General features: G+C 70.4%; 19 protein-coding genes and 1 pseudogene. 6 read left to right on the top strand and 14 right to left on the bottom strand.

Translation table 11 applies throughout. The features are described from left to right. Positions 1-280: 280 nt before the first annotated feature. Positions 281-2,692, top strand: coding sequence for an N-acetylmuramoyl-L-alanine amidase (locus ACFWGD_RS07635; protein WP_377778031.1), 2,412 nt, complete (start codon positions 281-283; stop codon positions 2,690-2,692). 608 nt (positions 2,693-3,300) lie between these two features. Here ACFWGD_RS07635 and ACFWGD_RS07630 read toward each other — a convergent pair. From ACFWGD_RS07630 to ACFWGD_RS07615, 4 genes and pseudogenes are all read right to left on the bottom strand, one after another. After that, complete coding sequence (locus tag ACFWGD_RS07630; protein WP_377778178.1) at positions 3,301-4,122, bottom strand: HAD family hydrolase; 822 nt, start codon at positions 4,120-4,122, stop codon at positions 3,301-3,303. Between the two features lie 87 nt (positions 4,123-4,209). Beyond that, a complete protein-coding gene (locus ACFWGD_RS07625) occupies positions 4,210-5,223 on the bottom strand; it encodes a lysophospholipid acyltransferase family protein (protein WP_377778030.1) in 1,014 nt (337 codons plus the stop codon). Between the two features lie 110 nt (positions 5,224-5,333). Then, positions 5,334-6,587, bottom strand: a pseudogene (serS, locus tag ACFWGD_RS07620) (serine--tRNA ligase); the annotation flags it as partial. A gap of 127 nt (positions 6,588-6,714) precedes the next feature. Further along, the gene (locus ACFWGD_RS07615) at positions 6,715-7,365 is read right to left on the bottom strand and encodes a LysE family translocator (RefSeq protein ID WP_377778029.1); all 651 of its coding nucleotides are present in this window, start codon (positions 7,363-7,365) and stop codon (positions 6,715-6,717) included. Positions 7,366-7,533: 168 nt separating this feature from the next. On the opposite strand from ACFWGD_RS07615, the gene ACFWGD_RS07610 reads away from it, so the two are divergent. Together ACFWGD_RS07610 and ACFWGD_RS07605 are read left to right on the top strand one after the other, a co-directional pair. Continuing rightward, positions 7,534-8,619, top strand: coding sequence for a septum formation family protein (locus ACFWGD_RS07610; RefSeq protein ID WP_377778028.1), 1,086 nt, complete (start codon positions 7,534-7,536; stop codon positions 8,617-8,619). Positions 8,620-8,687: 68 nt separating this feature from the next. Next, positions 8,688-9,032 (top strand): metallopeptidase family protein, encoded by a 345-nt coding sequence (locus ACFWGD_RS07605; RefSeq protein ID WP_377778026.1) that lies wholly within the window; start codon positions 8,688-8,690, stop codon positions 9,030-9,032. A 415-nt stretch (positions 9,033-9,447) separates the two neighbouring features. On the opposite strand, the gene ACFWGD_RS07600 is transcribed toward ACFWGD_RS07605, so the two are convergent. Together ACFWGD_RS07600 and pheA are read right to left on the bottom strand one after the other, a co-directional pair. Continuing rightward, complete coding sequence (locus ACFWGD_RS07600) at positions 9,448-10,350, bottom strand: histidine phosphatase family protein (RefSeq protein WP_377778025.1); 903 nt, start codon at positions 10,348-10,350, stop codon at positions 9,448-9,450. After that, the gene (gene pheA / locus ACFWGD_RS07595) at positions 10,347-11,309 is read right to left on the bottom strand and encodes a prephenate dehydratase (protein ID WP_377778024.1); all 963 of its coding nucleotides are present in this window, start codon (positions 11,307-11,309) and stop codon (positions 10,347-10,349) included. The genes ACFWGD_RS07600 and pheA overlap by 4 nt, the downstream gene beginning before the upstream one ends. A gap of 36 nt (positions 11,310-11,345) precedes the next feature. Between pheA and ACFWGD_RS07590 the strand changes: the two genes are divergently transcribed. Together ACFWGD_RS07590 and ACFWGD_RS07585 are read left to right on the top strand one after the other, a co-directional pair. Then, positions 11,346-12,725: an amidase gene (locus ACFWGD_RS07590; protein WP_377778023.1), complete on the top strand. Its 1,380-nt coding sequence runs from the start codon at positions 11,346-11,348 to the stop codon at positions 12,723-12,725. Next, complete coding sequence (locus ACFWGD_RS07585; protein WP_377778022.1) at positions 12,722-13,516, top strand: CPBP family intramembrane glutamic endopeptidase; 795 nt, start codon at positions 12,722-12,724, stop codon at positions 13,514-13,516. The genes ACFWGD_RS07590 and ACFWGD_RS07585 overlap by 4 nt, the downstream gene beginning before the upstream one ends. A gap of 63 nt (positions 13,517-13,579) precedes the next feature. On the opposite strand, the gene ACFWGD_RS07580 is transcribed toward ACFWGD_RS07585, so the two are convergent. From ACFWGD_RS07580 to ACFWGD_RS07545, 8 genes are all read right to left on the bottom strand, one after another. Further along, entirely contained in the window at positions 13,580-14,245 is a 666-nt protein-coding gene (locus tag ACFWGD_RS07580; protein ID WP_377778021.1) for a hypothetical protein, read from the bottom strand. After that, positions 14,242-15,372 (bottom strand): hypothetical protein, encoded by a 1,131-nt coding sequence (locus ACFWGD_RS07575; protein WP_377778020.1) that lies wholly within the window; start codon positions 15,370-15,372, stop codon positions 14,242-14,244. The genes ACFWGD_RS07580 and ACFWGD_RS07575 overlap by 4 nt, the downstream gene beginning before the upstream one ends. 47 nt (positions 15,373-15,419) lie before the next feature. Next, positions 15,420-16,130, bottom strand: coding sequence for an ATP-binding cassette domain-containing protein (locus ACFWGD_RS07570; protein ID WP_377778019.1), 711 nt, complete (start codon positions 16,128-16,130; stop codon positions 15,420-15,422). Positions 16,131-16,358: 228 nt separating this feature from the next. Continuing rightward, positions 16,359-16,943 (bottom strand): M23 family metallopeptidase, encoded by a 585-nt coding sequence (locus tag ACFWGD_RS07565; protein WP_377778018.1) that lies wholly within the window; start codon positions 16,941-16,943, stop codon positions 16,359-16,361. A gap of 205 nt (positions 16,944-17,148) precedes the next feature. Next, positions 17,149-18,543 (bottom strand): polysaccharide pyruvyl transferase family protein, encoded by a 1,395-nt coding sequence (locus tag ACFWGD_RS07560; RefSeq protein WP_377778016.1) that lies wholly within the window; start codon positions 18,541-18,543, stop codon positions 17,149-17,151. A 96-nt stretch (positions 18,544-18,639) separates the two neighbouring features. After that, positions 18,640-19,485: a fructosamine kinase family protein gene (locus tag ACFWGD_RS07555; RefSeq protein ID WP_377778014.1), complete on the bottom strand. Its 846-nt coding sequence runs from the start codon at positions 19,483-19,485 to the stop codon at positions 18,640-18,642. A 38-nt stretch (positions 19,486-19,523) separates the two neighbouring features. Further along, a complete protein-coding gene (locus ACFWGD_RS07550) occupies positions 19,524-19,895 on the bottom strand; it encodes a type II toxin-antitoxin system death-on-curing family toxin (protein ID WP_377778013.1) in 372 nt (123 codons plus the stop codon). Next, positions 19,892-20,095 carry a CopG family transcriptional regulator gene (locus ACFWGD_RS07545; protein ID WP_377778012.1) on the bottom strand — a complete coding sequence of 68 codons (204 nt, stop codon included), beginning with the start codon at positions 20,093-20,095 and terminating at the stop codon, positions 19,892-19,894. Before ACFWGD_RS07545 ends, ACFWGD_RS07550 begins: the two co-directional genes overlap by 4 nt. A gap of 153 nt (positions 20,096-20,248) precedes the next feature. Here ACFWGD_RS07545 and ACFWGD_RS07540 point away from each other — a divergent pair, with 153 nt between their 5' ends. Beyond that, positions 20,249-21,865 carry an LCP family protein gene (locus ACFWGD_RS07540; protein WP_377778011.1) on the top strand — a complete coding sequence of 539 codons (1,617 nt, stop codon included), beginning with the start codon at positions 20,249-20,251 and terminating at the stop codon, positions 21,863-21,865. Positions 21,866-22,086 lie beyond the last annotated feature (221 nt).

Genomic DNA, 22,086 nt, shown 5'->3' with positions numbered 1-22,086 from the left:
GGCAGGGGCGGCGGGGTGCGGTGGCGGGGTGCGGTGGTGCGGCGGGGCCTTCCGCTCGCCTCCGGCATGCCCGTCCCGCATCTACTGCCGGCCTTTCGTGGCCGTGACATGCACCCCTGTCACGTCAACAACTATGGACAACTCCCGTAACATTGGTAACATTCGTAACTGATTGCACATCCGTCACAAATCGAGCCTGCCCGAAATTCGCATGACCTGCGGCAACGGGCCGGATCGTGGGCCCGGCGGACGACCTGCACCCGAACTCTGGAGTCTTACCTTGTTCAACCGACGACGCATCAGCGCCCAGTCCGGCGCGCGGAAGCCGCTGATCTTCGGCGCGATTTCCGCGCTCATCGCCGCGCCGCTCGTCGCGCTCGGAGGCAACGCCGCCATCGACCTCGTCGAGGACAATGGCCGTGGCCCGATCGACGCGCTCATCGACAAGGTCGCCCTGTCCACCGGCTCTTCGGTGCTGGTGGAGGACGCGGCCATCGCAACCCAGTCCATCGTCGACGAGAACCACCCGTCGCGCGGCGTGGTCAAGGAGCTGCGGCGCGACGAGGAATTCTCCATGTTCGCGCTGACCTGGACCGGGTCGGCCGACGTCGCAAGCTACTTCCGTGCCCTGCGCCCGGACGGCACCTGGTCGGAGTGGTACAGCGCCGAGCCGCACTACCCCGCCGAGGGCGAGGGCAACGGCCTCAACGGCACCGAGCTCGTGTTCATCGAGCCGACGACGGCCGTGCAGATCTCCACCCACGGCCTCAACGTCTTCGGCCCGGGTTCCGGCGTGACGCTGGACGACATCGTGGGCTCCGCCGACCTGACCGACGACGAGCGCAGCCGCCTCGAGGACTTCCTCGGCGCGGGCAGCTCCGGCGGCGGCACGGGCGACGCCGGCGAGGCCGGCGAGATCGGCGACGTGACCGGCAGCTCCGAGGACCAGGGCGACGCGGCCGGCGACACCGGTTCCGCGGAGGGCCAGGGCATCCCCGGCGGCGCCGGCAGCCTGGGCGATCGCACCGAGGACGGCGAGCCGGCCGAGATCGGCGGCGGTTCCTCCGGCCTGCGCGCCCGCGACGTCAAGGAGTCCGAGGGCGCCAACGGCCTCACGGTCAACGACGTGCCGCAGTGGCGCGACATCGAGGCCGTCAACGACGAGGTCCCGCTTGACGACGTCGAGGCCGTGTTCATCGACGGAAATGCCCAGGAGGGCGACGCGATCGACCCCATCGTCGACGCGAAGAACCTCACCGGCATGCCGCGCGTGATCACCCGCGCCGGCTGGGGCGCCAACGAGAACGCCCGCTGCCGCAATGCGACGTACGACGATTCGGTCAAGGCGACGACCGTCCACCACACCGCGGGCTCGAACAACTACACCCAGGCGCAGGCCGCGGGCATCGTGCGCGGCGTGTACCAGTACCACGCGCAGACGCTGGGCTGGTGCGACGTGGGCTACAACGCGATGGTCGACAAGTTCGGCAACATCTACGAGGGCCGGTACGGCGGTCTGGACAAGAACGTCCAGGGCGCGCACGCGGGTGGCTTCAACAAGAACACCTGGGGCATTTCGATGATGGGCGACTACTCGTCCGTCCAGCCGACCCAGGCGATGATCAACTCGGTGGGCAACATGCTCGGCTGGCGCCACAAGGTCGCCGGCGTGGATCCGAAGGGGTCCACGACGCTGACGTCGGGCGGTTCGTCGTACACCAAGTACGCGTACGGAACCCAGGTGAAGCTGCCGAACATCTTCGCGCACCGCGACGTCGGCAACACCACGTGCCCGGGCAATGCCGGTTACGCGCAGATGGGCAACATCCGCAACATCGCCAAGCAGAAGTACGACTCGCTGACCCGCGGAAACGTCTCCAATGAGGCGCCGACCGGAGACACCGGCATCACCATCGACGTCCCGGGCCGCGATGGCCTGGGCACGGGCGTGACGCCGGGCGGCACCGGCGGCAACAACACCACCCCGGGCACCGGCAACACCGGCGGCAACAACACCGGCGGCACCACTCGCCCCGGCACCGGTAACACCAACACTCCGGGCACGGGCAACACTGGCGGCAACAACACCGGCGGCACGGGCACCGGCACCGGCGGCACCAACACCGGCGAGTCCGGTTCGATCTCCGAGGATGACGCCATGACCGTCGTCTCCGGCGCGCGTTCCATCCTCGCCGCCGCGTTCGGTGTCCTGGGCACGCCGGGCCTGGGGCAGTCGGCGGATGCGATTTTCGATGCCGTCGGCAAGTCGATCGAGGACGGACCCTCCATCGATGACATCCCGGTGCTGGCCGAGAAGATCATGGCCATCGACGAGGAGAACGATCTCGCGGCCGAGTGGCAGAGCGTCGTCGAGACGTTCGGCGATGTCCTCGGCGAGGCGCAGACCGGCATCCAGACGGGCGCGACCGTCGCGAACCCGCAGGGCCGCGCGGACACGCTGCGCTACGTGAAGTTCGACGAGGGCATCATCACCGATTCCGAGACCACCGGTTCCGTCGCGCTGTGGGGCGCGATCGCGGATGCGTGGGCGAAGCAGGGCTTCGAGATCGGCGAGCTCGGCGCCCCGACGTCGACGCAGACCGTCGAGGATGGCGTCGAGAAGGCCGAGTTCCAGGGCGGCACCGTCACCGTCGATCAGGCGACGGGCGAGGTGAAGGTCGACCTGAAGTAGCAGGTCACCACGCTGGATGGCGGGGCGCGCATCGGTTTCGGCCGGTGCGCGCCCCGCTTCCTTGCTTTACGACGGAATGCCGCCCCCGCCGAGACATCGCAAACCACCTCCACCGCACCACGCTCCCAGCCACATCGCCGGCCGACCCCGTGGTTAATGGCACTAACTGCCGACGCTTCCGCGATTTCGTTGCACCAAACCCCGGAAGCGTCGGCAGTTAGTGCCGTTCATGTCGGGGTTTAGTTGCCGTGGCTCGACCAGCGATGGTTCCGCGGCCCCGCAGCCCCGCGCCGACCCCGATGCGTGCGCCCTTCGCCCCCGTCCGCAATGTTTCCGCCGCCCCGAAGCTCCGCGCCAACCCCTTATCCGACGGATGCAGCCACTGGACGAGTGAACGTCGTTATAACCGCAGGACGCGAAATCGTGCGGCTGCGCTCGTCGGATAACTCCCGCGGCGCCGAGCCGCGATCACCGCTGCGTGGTACTCCTGGGGCGGGTGGTGCTGGAGTGGCGCGGGGATGTGCGGGAGGAATCTGGCGCGGGGATGTGCGGGTGCTGGAGTGGCGCGGGCAGAACGCCGAGGTGGTGCCGGAGTGGCGCCGAGCCCGCTAGAACCAGCGCTCGAGGACCCTCGCCACGCCGTCGTCGTCGTTGGTGGCGGTGACCTCGTCCGCGACCTCCCGCACCGCCGGCGCCGCATTGCCCATGGCCACGCCGATGCCGGCCCACCGCAGCATCTCGATGTCGTTGGGCATGTCGCCGAAGCACACCACGTCCGCGGCGGTCGCGCCGACCAGCTCGGCGAGCTGCTCCAGCCCGGCGCGCTTGGTCACGCCCGGCGCGGATACCTCGATGAGCCCCTCCGGCATCGAGTACGTCACGTGCGCCAGGTCGGCGGGGATGTGCGGCGCGATGATGGAGTGCAGCTCGGCGCTGGCCATCCCCGGGTTGCTGAGCAGCATCTTCGTCGCCGGCTCGGACATCATCTCGATTTCCTCGCAGATGCCGTGTTCGGTCGATTCCCACGCGTGGGCGTAGGCCGGCCCGACGACGAAAAGCTCGTCGGACGGGTCCAGCGCCGACCGCCCGGCGCGCTCGACGGCGACGCCGACGGGCCCGACGTCGGCCATGGCGGATCGGGCGATGGCCACGATCTCGGCCTGCACGTCCGACGGCAGGCTGTGGTCGGCGAGGACGACGTCGCGGCCGGAGTCGTACAGCACGGCGCCGTTGCCGCACACGCACACGGGCCGCACGGGCAGTTGCTCGAGCACGGGTTGCAGCCATCGCGCGGGCCGGCCGGTGGCCAGCGTCAGCGGCACGCCGCGGCGGATCATGCGGCCGAGCGCCGCCTTCAGCCTCGGCGACACGCGGTCACGCGAGTCGAGCAGGGTGCCGTCGATGTCGGAGGCCACCAGCAGCGGCGGCAGTGCGCCGCCATTGCTTTGCGACGGCCCCCGCCCACCCGATGCGCCCTCCTCCCCGGGGCCCCGGGGAACCTCGTCGGCCACGGCCGGTCAGCGCTCCCGGGGGTCGGCGTCGGACGCTCCGGCGGGGCCGTTGCCGCCGCCGTTGCCACCGCCATTGCCGCCGCCGTCGCCGAACCCTCCGTCGCCGTCGCCGCCGCGGCCGGCGGCACCGTTGGCCTTCGTGTCGCCGATGGGCTCCTTGCCCTCCTTGATCAGCTTGGCGTCGCGCTTGGCGATGCGCTCGAGCCGCAGCTTCTCGTCCATCTCATTGGCCTGCTCCAGCGTCGGCGCGGAGCCGCCGAGCGACGCCGGCATCCAGTAGGCGCCGGGCGCGTCGCCGTAGCGGTCAATGTAATCGGCTCGCAGGGCGGAGAGCTGTTCGGCCATGGCGTCGTGAAGCGTCTTCGTGTCCGCGACCGCATCGCCCGTGGTCCAGATCGGCTCGCCGACGCGGATCCAAATGGGCACGTTGACGCGGCCGAGGTGCTTCTTGTGGCCCTTCGTCCACACGCGCTGCGAACCGAACATGACCACCGGGACCATGGGCACGCCGGCGTCGTCGGCCAGGCGCGCGGTACCGGTCTTCATCTCCTTGATCTCGAACGACCGCGAAATCGTGGCCTCCGGGAAAATGCCCACCAGGGCACCGGCGCGCAGGCGGCGCACCGCCTCCTCGTACGCGCCGCGGCCGGCGAAGCGGTCGACCTCGATGTGCTTCATCTTGCGCATCAGCGGGCCGGCGATCTTGTTGTCGAAGATCTCCTTCTTCGCCATGAACCGCACCAGGCGGCGGCCGTTGAGGTACGCCGGGATGCCGCCGTGGATGAAGTCGAAGTAGCTGGTGTGGTTCACCGCGACCATCGCGCCGCCGTCGGTGGGAATGTTCTCCGCGCCCTCGACGGTGATGTCCAGGCCCTGGAACCGCATGTAGTTGATCGCGGCGGGCAGGATCGTGCGCCCGTAGAACCACTCCTTCGCCTCCGCGGTCGGCGCCGCCGGGCGGAAGGACTTCGGGACCGTGAAGCCCTTGATCTTCGTGTACTTCGACTCATCGAAGGTCATCTGCGGCGTCGGCCCTTCTACTCGGCGGTGGTGGGGTTCTGGGCGGCCTCGGACTTCTTGCCCGGAGCCTTCTTGCCCGGTGCCTTCTTGCCCGGCGACTTCTTCGGCGCGACGGGCTCGAGGACGTCGCGGCCGACGAACGGGCGCAGGGCCTCGGGCACCACGACGGAGCCGTCGGCGCGCTGGTTGTTCTCCAGGATGGCGACGAGCCAGCGGGTCGTGGCCAGCGTGCCGTTGAGGGTGGCGCAGAACCGGGTGCCGCCGTTGTCGTCGCGGTAGCGGGTCTTCAGGCGACGGGCCTGGAAGGTGGTGCAGTTCGAGGTCGACGTCAGCTCGCGGTAGGTGTTCTGGGTGGGCACCCACGCCTCGGTGTCGAACTTGCGGGCCGCGGACGAGCCGAGGTCGCCGCCGGCGACGTCGATGATGCGGTAGGGCACCTGGACGGCGGCGAGCATGTCGCGCTCCATGGCCAGCAGCTTCTCGTGCTCGGCGGCGGCGTCCTCCGGCTTGCAGTAGGAGAACATCTCCACCTTGTCGAACTGGTGGACGCGGAGGATGCCGCGGGTGTCCTTGCCGTAGGACCCGGCTTCGCGGCGGAAGCAGGACGACCAGCCGGCGTAGCGCACGGGGCCGTCGGACAGGTCGATGATCTCGTCGGCGTGGTAGCCGGCCAGGGCGACCTCGGAGGTGCCCACGAGGTAGAGGTCGTCTTCCTCCAGGTGGTAGATCTCGTCGGCGTGAGCGCCGAGGAAGCCGGTGCCGGCCATGGTTTCGGGGCGGACGAGCACCGGGGGGATCATCAGCTGGAAGCCGTGCTGCGCGGCCTTCTGCGCGGCGAGGTTGAGCAGCCCGAGCTGCAGCATCGCGCCGGCGCCGGTGAGGAAGTAGAACCGCGATCCGGAGACCTTCGCGCCGCGCTCCATGTCGATGAGCCCGAGCGATTCGCCGAGGTCGAGGTGGTCCTTCGGCTCGAAGTCGAACTCGGGGATCTCGCCGACGTGCTCGAGGACCACGTAGTCGTCCTCGCCGCCGGGGGGCGCGCCGGCGACGACGTTGCCCAGGCGCATCTGCAGCTCGTGGACGGCGGTTTCGGCGTCGCGCTGCTCGGCTTCGGCGTCCTTGACGCGGCCGGAGAATGCCTTGGCCTCCTCCAGCAGCGCGGGGCGCTCGTCCTTGGAGGCGGCGCCGATCTTCTTGCCGAAGCCCTTGTGCTCCGCCCGCAGCGCATCGGCGTTGGCGATGGCGTCGCGGCGGCGGGCGTCGGCGTCGAGCAGCTGGTCGACGAGGGCGGGGTCCTCGCCGCGGGTGCGCTGCGATTCACGGACGACGTCGGGGTTGTCGCGGAGGAATTTCAGATCGATCACGTGCCCAGGGTACCCGGAGGGCCGCGGCGTTTTCCGGCCAACCGCGCGAACCCTGCTTTGCGACGGCCACCGGCACCCGGTCCGCCCGTTCCGTCCCGGCTCCGCGGGGGTCGCGGGGCGGTGGCGATCAGGTCAACGTCGCCACGCCCTGCACCACGAATGCGGCGCCGAGGACGGCGAAGACGATTCCGGCGGCCAGGTCGATCCACGGCCCGGCGGTGACCAGGCGGCGCACCACGACGTCCGTGGACACCGTCACCGCGATGAACCCGAACCACAGCATGGCGCTGACCAGCAGCGCCGCAATGTAGATCAGCTGCACCCACCACGGCGCGCCGACCGGCATGAACTGCGACAGCACCGCCGCGAAGAACAGGACGATCTTCGGGTTGGACAGGTTGGTCAGCAGCCCCTGCCGGTACGCGCCGCCCAGGCTGCCCAGCGCCGCCGCCCCCACCGCCGGCGCCCCGCCGCGCTGCAGCTCCCGGATCCCGCGGACCGCGCCGAGCAACATCCGCGACCCCATGTACGCCAGATACGCCCCGCCGAGCAGCTGGATCGCGCCCATCAGCGCCGGCGTCGCCGACAGCACCGCCGCCACGCCCACCACCGTCAGCGTCACCCACACCGTCGCCCCGGTGACGATCCCCGCCACCGCCGCCAACGCATGCTTCCGCGATCGCGTCGCCATGCGCAGGATCAGGAAAATATCCGGGCCCGGCGACGTCATGCCCACGACGTGGAGGCCCAGCATCGCCGAAAAAGCCGCCCAATTCATCGGGCGGGGCGGAGGGGATCGGCGGTGGACGTCGTCAAGCAACCCCCGGAACCCGGGCCCCGCGCCACCCCGAAAATGGGGGACGGGCGAGGCGAACGCGGCAAAACAGGCATGGCGGAAATCATAGCCGTGCGTGCCCGCCCGCCCGAGTGATGCACAATGGCAGGGATGGGTGAGCGACGGATCAAAAACGGCACGCGCGACGGATGGGGCCTGCGGGTCACCACCGTGGCGATGCTCGTCGGCGCCGGCCTCACCGCCTGGTGGCAGGGCCCCGCCGACATCCCCGACACCGGCGGCGGCGCAACCCCCACCACGACCACCGTCGAAGACGTCGAAGCCGCCGCCTTCACCAACGCCGGCGTCGGCGACTGCCTCACCTGGGACATTGCCGACGACGGCACCGTCAGCAACTTCCTCGTCGTGCCCTGCACCCAGGAACACCGCTACGAAGTCGCCGACCGCGTCGACCTGCGCAACGTCGAAGCCTGGGCCGGCCAATTCGACGAAGACGCCCCCGAACCCGACCAGGAAACCCTGCTCCAGCTGCGCGACGCCGTCTGCCAGCAACCCGTGCAGGAATACATGGACGGCAAACTCGACCCGCAGGGCCGATTCGTCCCCTCCCCGATCCTGCCGCCCAGCATCTCCTGGGCCGACGGCGACCGCACCATGCTCTGCGGCCTCCAACCCACCCTCCCCGACGGCGCCCCGACGCAGGTCAGCGGCCGCGTTGCGGACCTCGACCAGGCCAACGTCGTCCAGCCCGGCGAATGCGTCGCCCTCGACGACTCCGGCGGCCTGCAGCCCATCGACTGCGCCGAACCCCACCTGCTCGAAGCCGTCGGCCTGTTCGACCTGCGCGACACCTTCCCCGACCGCACGCCCACCATCGAGGAGCAGAACGAGCACCTCAGCCAGGCGTGCGTCACCGCGGCCGAGGAATTCCTCGGCGGCGAGGAAGCCCTGTACCAGTCGACGCTGCTGCCGTTCTGGATGACCATCGCCCCCGAGTCCTACGACGCCGGCACGCATTCCGTGAACTGCTGGCTGATGAAGGACAACGGCTACGGCGGCTTCTCCTCCCTGGCGGGGTCGGCGCGCGGCGAGTTCACCATCAACGGCGAGCCGAAGGTGCCGCCGCCGCCGCGCAACCCCCTGCGCGAGGAGGGTGGCGCGCCGCCGCCGCAGCAGACCGCGCCCGGTGCCGGCGCCCCGACCGGCACCGTCGACGGGTCGGGTGCCGGGTACTGAGGGCCCTTCGCTTGACGACGCCCACCCCTCCCCCGGTTGGCCGCAGTGACCGCAGATGAGGTGAAACCGTGATCGACGTATCCGAGGAGCGTTTCGACGAGCTCGTCGACGAGGCCATCGACCTCATCCCCGATGAGTTCCTGGACATGATGGGCAACGTGGTCATCCTCGTCGCCCCGCGCAACCCCGAGGTCCCCAGCCTGCTGGGCCTGTACGAGGGCGTGCCGCTGACCGAGCGCACCGCCGACCATTGGGGGCCGCCGGATTGCATCCACATCTACCGGGATGCCTTGTGCGACTACTGCGTGTCGGAGTCGATGCTGGTCGAGCAGATCCGCGTCACCGTGCTGCACGAGGTGGGGCACTTTTTCGGCATGGACGAGGACGACCTCGACCGCCTCGGGTACGGATAGCCCGGCCGCGCGTCCGGGCCCGCCCCCCACCTTCGCCCCGGTCCCACCTCTTCATCCAGCTCCCGCCGCTTCACCCCGGCCACGCCCCACGCAGAAAGACGCCCAGTGAACAGAAAGAGCTGGTCAACCACGTCTTTCTGTCCGCTGGACCACTTTCTCTGCCGCTCTGGGGGCGACGGCCGGCCCCGCCTCCACCGCAACGCCGCCTCATCCACAGAAACCTACGTTTCGGCCAGGTACCTACGTTTGAACGTTAGTATCTGGCCGAAACGTAGGTATCTGCGGCGTTGGGGTGGGGCGGCATCAGCGGGCGAGTGACCAGCGGGCACCGTTTCGGCGGGCGCGGGGCACGGAGGCGCGGAGGCGGAAGATCTCGGAGTGCGAAGATGCGGGGCGGGGCCAGCGGGCGCGGGTTCTACCGCTCCTCGGGCTCGTTGCTCAGCTCGCCCCAGCGCGCCAGCTTCCAGGACCCCGCCTTGTCGCCATCGCCGGCATCGACGTCGCGCACCAACTCCACCCGCGCCGCATTCGGCAGCGGATTGTCGAAGATGAACTGGCCCTCGATGTTCGCCAAATGCTGCGCGATCAGGCGAATCGCCGCGCCATGACTGACCACGACAATGTTGCGGCCCGCATCTCCAGCGCCGCCAGCTCCTGCACCGGCATCTCCAGCGCCGGCAGCTCCGGCACCGGAATCTCGCGCGCCGAAATCGGTGGCCCCTGCCGACGGGGTGGGCGTGTCGGAGGGGGAGGAGGGGGCGTCGTCAAGCGAAGACGTGGGGGACCCATCGCGGCCCTCCGCGACTAGCGTCCGCAATACCGGCAGGTAGCGGGCGAGGACATCGTCGGCGGACTCGCCGCCGGGGACCTTCGCGGCGAAGTCGCCGTGGAGCCAACCGTGGAAGATCTCCATGAAACGGCGGTGGGCGTCGAAGTCGCTGCGGCCCTCGATCTCGCCGGCCTGGACCTCGTGGAGACCGGCCTCGTGACGCAGGCGCACACCCGGCCCCGCCAAATGATGCAGCCCCGCCACCGAGCCCGCGCCGGTCTGCCGCGCGCGCAGGGCGTGGGAGGTGACGATCTCGCTCATCCGCTCCCACGACGGCAACAGCACCCGCCCCAGCCGCCGCGCCTGGATCATCCCGTGGTCGGTCAGCGGCGCCCCGGGCAGGGCGGTGTCCAGGATGCGGGCGATGTTCGCGTGGGTCTGGCCGTGGCGGATGAGGATCAGCCGATCCTCGCCGCGATGCGCCCGGCCGACCGACTCCTCCAGGGAGTGGTCCTCGCCGGCGGCGAAGTTGCCGTCGAAGCTGCTCATCGTCGTTTCCCTTCCTTCAGCTCGGCCACCCAGTCGAGGGCGTCGGTGACGTCGGGCGGGCCGGCGTCGATGCTCGCCGACCCCTGCGCCGCCGGCCACGACCCGAGGAACCGCAGGTCGGCGGCCCGCCGGTGCAGCGCGGCCAGCGCCGAGGCGACCGCGGGGTCGTCGATGTGCCCGGCGACGTCGATGTGGAACCGGTACGCGCCCATCGACTCGCGCGTCGGCCGCGACTCGATGCGGGTGAGGTTGACGTCGCGCACGGCGAACTCGTTCATCGACCGCATGAGCGTGCCGGGCTCGTTGCGCAGGGTGAAGGACACGCTGGTGCGGTCGACGCCCGTGCGCGCGGTGGGCACGCCGGGGCGCCCGACCAGCACGAATCGGGTGCGGGCGCCGCGCACGTCCGCGACGCCCTCGGCGATCGCCTCGAGCCCCAGCAGCTCCCCGGCCCGCGCCGGCGCGGCGCACGCGTCGTGCACCCCGTCGGCCACCAGGTGCGCCGCCGCAGCGTTCGACGATGCCGAGTGGAAGTCCACGCCGGGCAGGTTCGCGTCGACCCACTGCTTGACCTGCGGGTATGCCACGGGATGCGTGGTGAAGCTCCGGATCGACGCCGGATCCGTCCCCGGCCGCACGAGGATGGAGAACTCCACCCCGATTTCCGTCTCGCGGTAAATCTGCAGCTCGGGCCCCAGCGTCAGCGCGTCGAACGTCGGCGTCACCGGCCCGTCGACGCTGTTCTCGATGGCCACGCACGCGAAGTCGGCGTCGCCCTTGCGCACGGCGGCGAGCGCGGCGCCGGGGCTGTCGACGGGCACGGTCTCCAGATCGCCGCCGGGGCCGCCGGAGCCGGCCCCTTCGCCGCCCCCCGGCCCGATTTCGCCCCGTCGCGCCATCGCCAGCAGGGCCGCCTCGGTGAAGGTTCCGGCGGGGCCCAGGTAGGTCACGGTGGTCATGCCCTCCAGACTAAGTGGCCCGTTAGACTTTCGCCCATGACCCGCGCGCCCGATCCGTCCGCCGCCGGTGGCGTCGTCGCCGCCGTGGAGTCGGGGGCGGTGTCGGCGGTGGAGGTTGCGCGGGCTGCGGTGCGGACGCTCGCGGGTCCGCCGGAGGTCACGGGCGTGGCCACGTTGACGCCGGAGCTCGCGCGCGCCACGGCGGAGGGCGTCGATGCCAGGCTCGCTTCGGGTCCGAGTGCTTCCGGGCCGCCGTCGCTTGACGACGCCCGCCCCCTCACCGGTTTGCCCGTCGCCATCAAAGACTTGTACACGATCGATGGCGTGACCTGCACGTTCGGGTCGTCACGGTTGGCGCGGACGGCCGACCACACCGCCGACCCGGTGGTGCGGCTGCTGGCGCGCGGGGCGACGATCCCGGCGACGACGGCGACGTCGGAGATGGGCGCGACGGCCTACACCGAGCCGACGGGCCTGCCGGCGCCGGACAATCCGCTGCGCCCGGGCCGCACGCCGGGCGGGTCGTCGGGCGGGTCGGCGGTGGCGGTGGCGTCGGGTGCGGTGGCCGCGGCGCTGGGCTCCGATGGCGGCGGCTCCATCCGCGTGCCCGCCGCGGCGTGCGGGCTCGTAGGCCTCAAGCCCGCGCACGACATCCGCGGGGGTCGGCTGGCCACGGCGGGTTTTCTCACGCGTTCGCTTGACGACGCCGCACTCCTCGCCAACCTCCCCTCCCCCTCGGATGCGGCGCCCGCGCCCGCCGGCCGGCTGCGCGTCGGGGTGACGGTGCGGCCGTTCCATGCGGAGGTGGGCGTCGACAAGCATTGGCGCGAGGCGGCGCTGGCGGCGGCCGACCGGCTGGCCGACGCCGGGCACGAGGTCGTGGAGGTGCCGGCGCCGTATGCGCCGGATGGGCCGGATATTTTTCATACGTTCACCGAGGTCATGGCGTATTTCGCGTCGCGGCTGCCCGACGGCGACTTCTCGCCGATGGTGCGCTGGGTACGCGAGCGCGGCACCGCCGTCGGCGACGAGGCAGCCGCGGCGCACCACCGCACGCGCTTGGGGCTCGGCGAGGCCGTCCACGAGCGGTGGGACGTCGACGCCGTGATCACGCCGACGCTGGCGTTCGACCCGCCGCCGATCGGGCACTTCGCCGCGATGGCGCCGGAGGAGAATTTTCTGGCGCAGACCGAATGGACGCCGTGGCTGTCGCTGTGGAACCTCACCGGCTGGGCGGGGCTGTCGCTGCCCTTCGGCGGCGCCGGCGCATCGGTGCACGTCGGGGCGGTTCGCTGCGACGAGTTCGCGCTGCTGCGCCTGGCCGCCGACCTGGTCGACCCGGCGGCGGACCTCCACGCCGCCGAGCGCGCCATCGCACTGTCCGGCCGCCGCGAAGATGAGGGCGCGGGGCGATGACGGTGGCGTCGTCAAGCAATCACCGCACCCCGGGACCTCGCCGCCTGAAGGCGGAGATCCTGGTGGTGCTGGCGGTGACGTTCGGGACGTCGGCGCTCAATGCGATCGTGCGGCTGATCGGCGCGCTGGCGGACGGCCCGCTGCGCGATCAGCCGGTGTCGCTCAACGATGCGCTGGCCGACGACCCGTGGCTCAACGGCGCGCTGCACCTGATCCGCATCGCGGGGCTGCTCGCGTGGGGAGGCCTCGCCTGGTACCTCCTGCGCGCCGACGGCATCCGCGGCATGCCCGGCCGGATGCGCGCCGGCGATTGGGCGTGGGGCGCGGGCCTGGCGGCGCTGATCGGCGTGCCCGGCATGGGGCTCTACGTCGTCGGCGTCGTCGCGGGGTTCGGGCGGCCGATCGACCCCGCCGCGATGGGCGTCACCGCGATCACCGCCGTGCCGCTGCTCGGGTGGGCGGCGGCGAATGCGGTGGCCGAGGAGCTGGTCGTCGTCGGCTGGCTCGTGGTCAGGTTGCGGCAGCTGTGGGGCCGGGGGTCGCTTGACGACGTCCCCGCGCGCACCACCATCGCCGCCATCATCGCGGCATCGGCGCTGCTCCGCGGCGCGTACCACCTGTATCAGGGCGTCGGCGCGGGGTTCGGCAACGTGGCCATGGGCGTCATCTTCGCCGCGTGGTTCCTGCGCACCGGTCGGGTGTGGCCGCTGGTCATCGCGCATTTCCTCATCGACGCCGTCGCCTTCACGGGCTACCCCCTGGTCGCGCCGTGGCTGGAGTCGCTGGGATAAGAGCGGCCGGGGTGGAACGGCCGGAAAAAGGGGCCGGGGTGTGCGTGGCCGGGGTGTGCGGGATCAGTCGCTGGGAGCGACCAACGCGCCGCGTTTGATCCGGGCGCCGCATGCCCACCACATCGTCGCCGCCGCGAGAAACATGACGGGCATGACGAAGCCCGGGGTCTCTCTGATGATCACGGTGAACACGATGCCGACCGGCCCGTGAACTCCGCCGTACACGGCGCATTGGAGGACCATCCAACTGCCCAGCACCACCATCGCCGTACCGATGCCGAACACCGCAGCCAGGGGAAAGGCGAGCGTCAGATTCACCGCGACGTTCCGGGCAATCCACCCGTCGCCGGTCGATGCCAGCGCAACGATGATCGACGGGACGACGAGTACGACGATGACCAGGGCATCCGCGATCCTCCACAACGGCGAGGACGCTTCCTCGAAGTAGCTCAACGGCGTCACCACGGCGATGCCCACGGCCGCCGCCACCACCAGGGCCAAAGCGGCATCGACGGTGATCGGCGGCGCGATCCCGGACAGCGACAGTGGGATGGGCAGCACGGTGTCGCCGATCAGAGCCGAAACCGCCGCCGCGCCCCAGGCCATCGCCATGGCCAACGGAAGCCGATGCCCACGGCAGTAGCATCCGATCCAGTACCCGACCGGGTCGCCTGACGCGCTGCCAGGGTTGCCGCCGGCGGCGTCATCGTGCGACGGCGATTCGCTCACGGAGCCCTCGTCGACTCGACCCACGCGAACACCTCCTCGGGCGTCGCGGGAGAAGTTCGCCGGGATGCCCACTCCCACCACTCGGAAGCTTCGGCGTTCGTCGCATCGCCACGCCCCACCCGGCGGAAAAGCAGATCCACGTACGACCGATGGATCTCCACGGGATCGGTGTACTCGATGAATCGGAGCGGGGCCCCGATCGGCCCGTACTCTTCCAGCGTCAAGTCGATGGCGCCGTATCGATACTGCTGGTCGGGCATGATCAGGGGCTTGTCGTCGGGAAGCCACTCCGGCGGCATCGATGACGCGAGCATGTCAAAGGCGGCACGGTTCGCGCGGATTTGTTCGGGCGTCGCCTCGGGCCAATGGCAGATCCCCTCGCTGCACACCATCTCGTCGATGCCCCGGGACTGCTGCGCGACGAAATTGTGCATACCCACCGCGACGGAATTTGCCCCGAGGATCGCCGTTCCTGCGACAACGATGATCGCCAGCCCCATGCCCGCCGGAAGCCGGGCACCCGGTATCTCGCGGCGACCGCGCATGAGGCCGATCACCGCAATCGACGACAGCGCGATGGCACCGAGACACAGCATGGACGCGAGCACCATGTCCGAGCTGATCGTGGCCGAGGTGTTGCAGCACCCGGTCGGCACCCCGAACATGTGGCGCCACCGGTAGTCCGGGAGCGACCACGCGAACGACGTGACGGTGAAGGGGATCGCGGCCGCGAGCACCAGGCCAACCGCCCGGGGCAGCCGCAACCCGAATGCCAATCCGACGATCGGCCACACGATCCCGAGAACGGCGGCGAGAACCATCGTCAGCGGATGCGGCACGACAACGGAGCCCGCACGCGAACCCTGATCAAGGCACAGCAGCAGGAAGGCAACGGCCGTCCACATCCACAGCGGCCACAACCTATCGAGCACGAGCTTGAGCAGGCTCGGCGGCCGAGCCAGGCCCGATGCGATTGCGCGAAAACGAACCGCTTCCCATGCCGCACACACGCACAGTGCGCTGATGAAGTACGTCAGCGCCTGAAGAGCCGTTGCCCCGACGGTTTCGGGCCGCGCATTGGGGATCGGATTCAGCAGCGCCGCGTACAGGCAAAAGAGCAGCATCACTGGCGGCAGCCACCACGAAGGGCGGTGGAGAACCCGCAATGTCCTCGTCACCGCACTTCACCTGCCCCGGGATGCATGGACCGGGCGAACGCGGCGACCAACGGATCCGCATGCGTCGAACTCTTGAACTCCGTCGGCCCCGCATCGAAGACGACTCGGCCTCCATCGATGATGACTATGCGGTGGAATGGCCCATGAATGTCCGTCGGGTCATGGCTGGAGACGACCAATGCGCTGCCCGAGTCGACCACGAGCTGATACAGGCCTCGCAGCGTCTCTTTGCTGAGCGGATCGAGCGATGCACCGGGCTCGTCGAGAAGCACGAGGTCGGCTCCCGAGTTCAGCGCCATCGCAAGCGCGAGCCGCGCCTGCTGTCCCCCGCTGAGGTCGGGGCAGGGGCGATCCACGAGGTCGGCCAAACCCACTTTTCCCAACCACCCGGCGGCATCGCGCTTCGCCGCGGCGCGCGGCCTGCCATTGAGCCAAGCCACGTACGCGACGTAGTCATGGCACGTGAATCCATTGACGGCAACAAACTTCTGCGGGAGGTACACGACCCTGCCGTCGGCGCTGACCTTGCCGGCGGTTGGCCTGATCAAGCCCGCGATGAGTTTCAGCAGGGTGGTCTTGCCCGCGCCGTTGCGTCCGAGAAGGAGCACCGGCCCGGGAGTCATCTCCACGTCAATGTGGTTCAGTACCTCGGCTTTCGCCCGGCGGTAGCGGTACGTCGCGCCATCCACTCGAAATGTGCGCGCCACGTGACCCCTTCGAAGGCTGGATCACGCCGATCCCAAATCCCTGGGTGACCGGCGTGGAGAGGCCTTCCCGACCCCTTAAGAGGAACGTAGTCATATCCGCTTCATTGCGCAATGCTTCATTTCATTAAGGCGCAACCTTTGCCGGAAATCTTCCCCATTAGCGGATGCGCCCCCAACGGCTAGCCACCCCGGCTCGCCCACATCGACGCTTGCGCTGCGCCGAGCCGCCTAGAAGTGGATGCCGTACTCGGCGAACCACGGCTCCGGGTCGACCGGGGTGGAGCCGTCGGGCTGGATCTCGAAGTGCAGGTGCGAGCCGGTGGAGTGGCCGCGGTTGCCCATGCCCGCGATGTACTGGCCGGCGGAGACGGCCTGGCCGACGGTGACGGACAGGGTCTCCATGTGGCCGTAGACGGACACGGCACCGTCGTTGTGGCGGATGCGGATCCAGTTGCCGTAGCCGGAGGCCGCACCGGAATCGATGACGGTGCCGGACATGACGGCGTAGATCGGGGTGCCGACGGCGTTGGCGATGTCGATGCCGTTGTGCATCGTGCCCCAGCGCGGGCCGTAGCCGGACGTCTTGGTGCCGTCGGTCGGGCGGACCACGGACTGCACGGCGGCCGGGGCCGCACCCTGGACGGCGCCGCCGAGGATCTCCTGCGCGATGCCGGCCACGTTCGAGATGGGCGAGGCCGTCGCGGTGGCGGCGCCACCGGTGGTGGCGATGCCCGCGAGGACGGCGCCCAGCGCGATGTGGCGCGTGGCGATCTTCGAGGAGCTGATCTTGCGGTGACGTCCGGTGTAACCCATGAGTCGACTTTCTGGTCGGGAGAGCGATGTCGTGGTGAGCAGTTCGTAACCGCTCCGTTATCAAGCCGTGATCAGACTAGGGACGGCCCCCGCCAAAGTCCATTTACCCCCGCGCCACCAGCGTGTCGCCTCCCACCCCCGCCCGAATGTGTTCGCCTGAAAACCCAACGGGCACGGGCGAAAACACCGAAGTGTAACGGAACGGTCACATCCCCCCGGGATGATCCCCGCCGATCCGGTGCACGGCGCGGCGACCCTTCACGGCGGCGGCGATGACGCCCTTCATCACGCCGGGCACGGGATACGCCTCCTCCACCGTCACCGCCTTCGCCGCACGGTTGCGCTCGGCCACCTCCGCCGGGATGCCGGGGCCGGGTTCGGCGACGTGGGCGTCGTCAAGCGAGGCCACCGGCCACCCACTGCCCGCCGCGACCACCGACGCGTGCTTGATGGAGTAGTACCGCCGCACGTGCACGTCGAGCGCGACGCCCCGGGCACCGCGCGCCGCGGCGATGAGATGCGGGTGAAAACGCGTGGTCAGCCACCGCTGCCCAGCCCGCGCCGGCAGGCCACGGTCCCAGAGCTCGGCGAACCGCACCACATGCGCGCCATCCGCGAGATCAGGTGCGCGACGCGTGATCTCACGCCACACCTGCTTGTCGACGCCCGGGATCGCCTCGACCACCGCCACATCCTGGCCCTCCACCGGACGGCCATCGACGGACCATCCGCGCAGCGTGGAGATCGCGGCCTCGGCGAGGGCGACGGCGGGGTCGGTTGTGGCCGGGTCAGGTGTGGCGTCGGGTGCCGAGTCAGGTGCTGAGTCGGAGCCGGAACCGTCGGCAGATGGTGCGCCGAGCAGATCGCCCTGCAGGCAGACGACGATCGGCCGGTCGAGGGCGGGCGTCGCCTCGCCGCCGCCGAGGCCGTTGTCCTCGAGATCGCCCGAGCCCAGCACCACCCACGCGTCATCGCCGGAGTGCGTGACGCGGGTCGCGGCGCCGGCAATAGCCATCGACTCCTCATCGCGCACGTCGACGAGGTCGAATCGGGGCCAGGTGCGGGACATGGTCTCGTCGTAAAGCCCGGCAGGGGCCAGCCCCATGCCCGTGGCCAGCAGCCGGACCTCGCGCCCGGCGGCGCGGCCCTGCTCCGCGATGGCGGACGCGGCGGCGAGGACCACCGACTTGTCCGGCCAGATGTCGTTGACCCAGCCGCCGCCGATGGCGTGGATGGTGGTGGCGGTGCGCAGCAGGTCGAGGCCGGCCTCCAGACGCGGGGCGATGTCGGCGAGAACCCGCAGGTCACCGACCGCATCTTCCGCCCGGCGCGCGGCGTCGAGCCAGTGGCGGTCGCCGTCCGGGATGGCGTGGCGGACGTCCTCGGCAAGCCGGAACAGCGTGTCCGTCACCGTCAGATGCGGATGCAATCCCGCGTGGAGCACCGCCGCGAGCCCCGGATTCGGGCAATCGAGGACCACGCGCGAACGCGGCCGGCGGCGAGCCAGCGTCCGCAGCCACGCGGCCGCGATGTACTCGTCGCCGAAATTCGGGTGGCCCGTCGGCGCGACGAGATAGATGACGTCGTCGGTGGCGCTCATGCCCCCACGGTACGTGCGCGGGAAACGCAGGCCGAGGCGCGATTCCGGCGGGCGCCAGCCGGCCCGCGCCGGCCCGCCCGGCCAACCCCCCGCGCCCTACGCGTAGCGCTTCGCGATCTCCAGCGCCTGCCCCGCGTACCCGCCGCCGAAGAGCACCGCGTGCATGAGCACCCCGTAGAGCCGGTGCAGCGGCGCCCGCGCCTCGCGCCCGGGCAGCGGGTGGACGGATTCGTAGCCGGCGATGATGTCATCGAGGTGCGGCACACCGAACATCCCGAGCATCGCCAGGTCCTCCTCGCGGTGCCCGCCGTGTGCGGCGGGGTCGATGAGGATCGCGCCGGCGTCGTCCCACATCAGGTTGCCCCACCACAGGTCGCCGTGGACGCGGGCGGGGGCTTCGTCGTCGTCGAATTCGCCGTCGAGGAGCTTCTCCATCAGCCTCTCGAACACCGCCATCTCCCCCGGCGCGTACGTCCCCGGCCGCCTCCCGAGTTCCGCGACGGCGGGGGCGATGCGGTCGTGCGCCCAGAATTCGCCGAACGTCGCGCGCGGGGCCAGGCGCATGGTCCGCGGGTCGTCGAGCGGGCCGAACCACCCGTGGCCGTCCCACCCGGCGGGCGCGGCGCCGAATCCGGGTGCCCCGGCGTCGTGGGTGCGGGCGAGCGCTTCGCCGAAGGCCCGGGCCTTGCTTGACGACGCCTGCCCCGCCTCAATCTTGCGCAGCACCAGCTTGTTGCGCCCCACGTCGAGGACGTCGACGACGCGCGCACCGCCGTCCGCCTCGGGTTCCTTGAGCCAGCGCAGGCCGGCGGCCTCGAGGGCGAAGAAGCCGGCGGGTGCGCCGGGGCGGGTCTTGACGTGGGAGGGCGTGCCCTCGTGGGCGGTGCCGGCGGTCTTCGCGGCCGGGCGCTCCCACCCGGTGCCGGAGCGTTTGGCGAACATGCTCCCAGAATAATCCCGCCGCCCGCGCCCGCCGACACTCACGCCAGGCGGAGCATCGGCCGCAACTTCTCGGCCACTTCCGGCCACGGCGCCTTCCCTTCGGCAACAGCCACCACCAGGTCAAAGACGTCGTCATCGCGCGCCTCGACATCCACGCCGTTGAGCCCGCAGAAGACGACCACGCACAGCCAGCCCAGCCGTTTATTCCCATCCACCAGCGGATGGTTCCGAACAATCGACTCCAGGAGCACCGCTGCTTTTGCGGCAATGTCCCCATAGACCTCCTCCCCGTAAATAACGGAGCGGGGTCGATGGAGCGCAGAGTCGAGAATGCCCGGGTCAACGACCGGGCCGATGCCCAAATCACGCACTAGCCGCAGTGCGTCGTCGAAGTTCAGGTAGAGAGTCATTCGCCGAGCCGACGCAGAACATCAGCCCATCGATTGCGGGCCTTCTCGGACAGTTCTTCCACCAGGGCCCCTTGCAGCCGACGCTCAGCCTCAGACTCTATCGCCCGGACCGTCGCCTCTTGCTTGCTGATTCCATCTTCCGCCGCGAGACGCGACAGCAGTGCGTCCTGCTGGTCCGTCAATCTCAATGTGATCGCCATGCCTCATTGCTACCACACTGGTGGCAGAAGCGCTACCACAATGGTGTCAATCGCCGTCGCGCGGTGATGCCGGATAACTGGAAGGGACTTAGAACGCCGGAGTGCTCCTTCATCGTTATCCCGCATCCGGGCCCTGCCCTATTGTCTTTAGCCATGGATGGAAGCGATCAGCCCCGCGACGACCGCGACATCGTTCGCGGCCGCGACGGCAAGCCCCTGCGCGACAGGTACGGCCGCCCGATTTACCGGCGGTCGGGGCAGTCGCGCCCGGATCGCCCCGCACGGCCGGAACGCTCCGCACGGCCCGAAGGCTCGGCCCGACAGGACCGCGCGGCTCGGCCGGAACGTCCCGCCCGGCCACGGACTCCCGAGGGCTACTTCACCCGCGCCGACGTGGAGAAGCTCCGCCGGATGCGGGCCGAGGACGATCGCCGCCGCGCCCGCCACGCAAGCGGTGCAGCCGGTGCCCGCGCTGCGGGCGCCGCCGGTGCTGGTGCAGCCGGTGCCGCTGGTGCCGGCGCCGCCGGCTCCCGCGCAGCCCGGCCCCGCGCCAACGAGACGCAGATGTACCAGCGCCCTGACGACGCCCGCGCCGGCCGCGCCTCACACCGCGCTTCCTCCCAGGGAGCAACTCCCGACCGGGCACGTTCCGACCGCGCTCCCTCCGGCCGCCCGCTGTATCGCGGCCAGGACGATCCCCGCTTCCCGCCCCGCGGCTACGACCCCGACCGCGACTACGCCGACCGCCCCCGCCGCTCCGGCGACCCCGCCGACCGTGGGGACAGGGGCGAAGGGCGGGGAGGTGGGCGTCGTAAAGCACTGCCCTTCGGCCGCCGATCCGACCGCGGCCCCCGCGACCGCAGGCCCCGCAACCTCGGCTTCAAAATCAAGGCGTTCCTGCTGGTCCTGCTGCTGATCACCGGCGCCGGAGCCATGTGGGTCGACTTCAACCTCGGCCGCGTCGACGCCTTCGCCGGCGGCAACGACCGCCCCGGGCGCTCGATGGCCAGCAACTGGCTGCTCGTCGGCTCCGACTCCCGCGCCGGCCTCAGCGACGACGACGCCGCCACCCTCTCCACCGGCGCCGGCGACTTCGGGCAACGCACCGACACCATCATGATCGCCCACTTCCCCCTGGTCGGGAAGGGCCGCCTGGTGTCGCTGCCGCGCGACTCCTACGTCGACATCCCCGGCTACGGCCAGAACAAGATCAACGCCGCCTACTCCTTCGGCGGCGCCCAGCTCCTCGCCCAAACCGTCGAGCACAACACCGGCATCCGCATCGACCACTACGCCGAGATCGGCTTCGGCGGGTTCGCGTCCATCGTCGACGCGATGGGCGGCATCGAGATGTGCCCCGCCGAAGCCATCCAGGACCCCCTCGCCGGCCTCGACATCCAGGCCGGCTGCCAGGAGTTCGACGGCGCCGCCGGCCTCGGCTACGTGCGCACCCGCGCCACCGCCCAAGGCGACCTCGACCGCGTCGCCCGCCAGCGCGAATTCATGGGCGCCATGATGAGCCGCCTCACCTCCCCCGCCGTCTGGCTCAACCCCTGGCGCTGGTACCGGCTCGGGTCGACCGGCGCGAAGGCGCTGACCGTCGACTCCGGCGACCACGTCTGGCACCTCGCGTGGCTGATGTTGCGCATGGCGCTGGGCACCGAGTCCGAGACCGTGCCCACCTCCGGCACCATGGACACCGGGCACGCCGGCAATGTGCTGCTTTGGGACGACTCCGCCGCGCCCGCCTTCTTCGACGGCCTGAAGTAGGGCCGGGCGGGCGCTGCTTTACGACGGCCACCGCCCCCGTGACCCCGCCACCTCGCCATTTCGGCGCCCGGCGCCCGCCCTTCGCGAATCCCGCCATCCAGCGCCAGCCTCCGGCCCATTTCACCGCCCGGCGCGCCCACCACCTCGCAGAAAGACGCGAAGTGGACAGAAAGACGCGGTTGACCAGGTCTTTCTGTCCACTCCACGTCTTTTTGGCGTCG

This window comes from Corynebacterium sp. NPDC060344, assembly GCF_042725215.1.
In the GTDB taxonomy this organism is placed as follows: Bacteria; Actinomycetota; Actinomycetes; order Mycobacteriales; family Mycobacteriaceae; genus Corynebacterium.
This window is presented reverse-complemented; position numbering and strand designations above follow the sequence as displayed.